2 protein-coding genes are annotated in these 1,779 nt (G+C 62.0%); both read left to right on the forward strand.

Annotation, left to right across the window (positions count from 1 at the left end):
- Nucleotides 1-895: Mu transposase domain-containing protein (locus ACLFKU_RS43195; protein ID WP_410853321.1), on the forward strand; the 895-nt coding region annotated here is incomplete at its 5' end.
- A gap of 14 nt (nt 896-909) precedes the next feature.
- On the forward strand, nt 910-1,680 hold the full coding sequence (istB, locus tag ACLFKU_RS43200) for an IS21-like element helper ATPase IstB (RefSeq protein ID WP_410853322.1): 771 nt from the start codon (nt 910-912) through the stop codon (nt 1,678-1,680).
- Nucleotides 1,681-1,779: the final 99 nt, after the last annotated feature.

The raw sequence follows: 1,779 nt of genomic DNA on the forward strand, positions 1-1,779 counted from the left end.
CACGCGTGCCTGCACCTACGACCCTGTCGTGCAACGCTCCTACGCGGAATGCGCCGAGGGGTACGGTTTCCGGATTGATCCATGCCCGCCGGCCGATCCGGCCAAGAAGGGGATCGTAGAAGCCGGCGTCAAATACGTAAAAGGCAATTTCCTGCCGCTGCGCCAGTTCCGCGACTTCACGGATCTGAACGAGCAGGCTCGTCACTGGGCGATACACGAAGCCGGGCGCCGCATCCACGGCACAACGCGCAAAGTACCGCTCGAGTTGTTCGAGATCGAACGGCCACTGATGGGCGAATTGCCGGCCGTCGCGCCTGATCTGGGCACCTGGCACAAGGTATCGGTTCATCGGGACTGTCACGTCGCCCATCAGCGTGTGCTGTATTCCGTGCCGTTCGCGTTGGTCGGCAAGCGGTTGTGGCTGCGCGCGACGGACGCCTCGATCAGCATCTACGACGATTACCGGTTGGTCGCCTCGCATGTGCGTGGTCGTCGTCCCGGCGATCGGCTGACCGTGCGCGATCATCTGCCACCCGAGGCTCGCGCGTTTCTCGCTCACGACCGGCAGTGGTGCCTCGAACAAGCCACACGCGTGGGACCCGCCTGTGCGGAACTCATCGAGCTGCTGTTGGCCGATCACATCCTCGAACGTCTGCGTGCGGCGCAAGGTGTCATGCGTCTTCAGCATCCCTACGGCGCGGCGCGCCTGGAAGCCGCGTGTGCCCGCGCGCTCGCGCACGGTAGTCCCTTCTATCGCACCGTCAAGACCATCCTGGTCGGCGGTTTCGATCGACATCCACTCAGCGATTCTAGCGAGCACGTCCACGCCCCCAGCGCACGTTTCGCTCGCAACGCGCAGTCTCTGTTTGCCCCCGACGCCGACGTGCGTCATTGACCCAGGAGATGGCCATGCAACCCATGCCAGCCTTGACCCCACATCTGAAGCAACTGCGCCTGTCCGGCATCCTCGACTCGCTAGAGGCCCGCAATCGCCAAGCCATCGATGCGAAGCTCTCTTACGTCGACTTCCTGGCGCTGCTCATCGAAGACGAGGTTGCCCGGCGCGAGCAGAAGAAGTTTGCGTTACGCATGCGACGCGCCGCGTTTCGCACCAGCAAGACACTCGAGCAATTCGACTTCGATCGGCTGCCGCAATTGAACCGCGCACTCGTGCATGATCTCGCTGGCGGCCGTTACCTTGGCGAACACGCACCGGTTCTCATCGTCGGGCCTTGCGGTACCGGCAAGAGCCATCTCGCTCAAGCCCTCGGCCATTGCGCCGTACGCCAAGGCGTAGATGTGTTGTTCACCACCTGCACCCAGCTTACGGCCAGCCTGAATGCCGCCCGCGCCACCGGCGCCTACGAGCGCCGGCTTGCCAGTCTGGTGCGCGTCGAATTGCTCATCATCGATGACTTCGGACTCAAACCGCTGCGTCCACCCGCTGACGAGGATTTGCATGAACTCATGGCCGAGCGATATGAGGCTGCGTCGACCATCGTTACCAGTAATCTCGATCTGACCGAATGGGATCAGGCGTTTCCTTCAAACCGTTTGCTCGCCTCGGCCACCCTGGACCGCCTGCGCCACAACGCTTACTGCCTCGTCCTCGACGGTCATTCCTATCGAAGCCCAAGGCACCTTCCAGAGCATCACTTGAACCTTGCAAACGGCAGCTAAACCGCCCATTCTTGAACCCACCAAGATGCTCGTTTCTACCCGCTTCTTCTGGCGCCTATATGCCGGAAATACCCGGCTCCTTTATGCCGGAAGGTGACA

The organism is Paraburkholderia sp. EG304 (assembly GCF_046543485.1).
GTDB lineage: Bacteria > Pseudomonadota > Gammaproteobacteria > Burkholderiales > Burkholderiaceae > Paraburkholderia > Paraburkholderia youngii.

What these genes read in the sequence shown, in the direction of transcription:
- istB (WP_410853322.1), top strand. Translation starts at nt 910, where the DNA reads ATGCAACCCATGCCAGCCTTGACCCCACATCTGAAGCAACTGCGCCTG.